At 62.5% G+C, this 1,138-nt stretch carries 1 protein-coding gene and 1 pseudogene; both read right to left on the bottom strand.

Annotation, left to right across the window (positions count from 1 at the left end; genetic code table 11):
• On the bottom strand, positions 1–512 hold a 512-nt coding region (locus EN969_RS32210; RefSeq protein ID WP_206525296.1), incomplete at its 3' end, for an aminopeptidase P family N-terminal domain-containing protein.
• Positions 513–641: 129 nt separating this feature from the next.
• A pseudogene (locus EN969_RS32205) lies at positions 642–1,138 on the bottom strand (ornithine cyclodeaminase family protein); the annotation flags it as partial.

Raw genomic sequence — 1,138 nt, 5'->3', positions numbered from 1 at the left:
GCCTTGCGCATATAGTCGATCTCGGTCGAGCTCTTCACCGCGCGCTGCCAGTTGACCAGCGCGGTGGCATCGACAAAGCGGGCATTGGGCAAATGCTTCTGCAGCGATGCGAAGGCGGCGGCCGAGAACCAGTAATTGTCCATCTCAACGCCGACTGTCAGCTTGCCCCAGCCGCGATCCGCAAGCACGCTGGCCAAAAAATCCATCGGGTGGCGCTCGGTCGACTGCACATAGTGATCGGCATAGCCGACGATGTTGTCATGCGCGAGATAGGCAGTGCGCTTGGCACCGTTGGCGTCCTGGCCACGGCCGTACCAGACCGGCTCGCCCGATGGCGGCACGATAACCGCCTGATGCACGTAGAACGACCAGCCGTCATAGCCGGTCAGCCAGGCCATGTTGGACGGGTCGCTGATAACAAGAAGATCGACGCCCTTCACCTCCATGGCTTTGCGTGTCTTGGCGAGGCGATCCGCATATTCGCCGCGCGAGAATCTCAGGTTCGGTTGCATTGTTCTTGGTCCTCGTTTGTTGGGCCTTGAGCCTGTTTCAACTTCGTTGAAACCGGCCCGTCGTTCTTGTTTGGGCGTGATCTTTCGGAAAACCGGTTCCCATTTTTCCGGATCACGCCTTGGCCAGCATCAGCTTTCGAAAATGGCCCCGGAACCGGCCACCCGCGCCCGATCGCGGGCGAACGTAGCTATCGCCGTATCCTGAACGCCGGTGCCGGTCAGATCGGCGATGGTGATGTCGCTGGCCGAGCGCCGACCATGCCGTTTACCGGCGATGATCTGGCCAAGTTCGGTCACCTCTTCGTCAGCGGCCATCACGCCCGCCGCGATGGCGTGATGCAGCTCACCCAGCCGCCGCGTCTGACGGGCGCTGTCGGCGACATAGAGGTCGGCCATGCGCAGGATTGCCGGCGCGATCTCGTTCTTGTGCTCGGCGTCGGAGCCCATCGCCGTGATGTGCTGGCCGGCGGAAACGAAACCCGCCTTGATCAGCGGCTCGGTCGAAGGCGTGGTGGTGACGATGATGTCGGCGCCGACAACTGCGTTTGCCGCGTCGGGCTCGGCATGCACGAGAATGCCGAGCTTTTCGCGCAGGGCTCCGGCGGTTGCCTCGGCCTTTGCCACAT

Source organism: Mesorhizobium sp. M7A.F.Ca.CA.003.01.2.1 (assembly GCF_003998945.1).
GTDB lineage: Bacteria > Pseudomonadota > Alphaproteobacteria > Rhizobiales > Rhizobiaceae > Mesorhizobium > Mesorhizobium ciceri.
The sequence above is the reverse complement of the archived record's forward strand: the minus strand, read 5'-3'. Positions and strand labels throughout refer to the sequence as shown.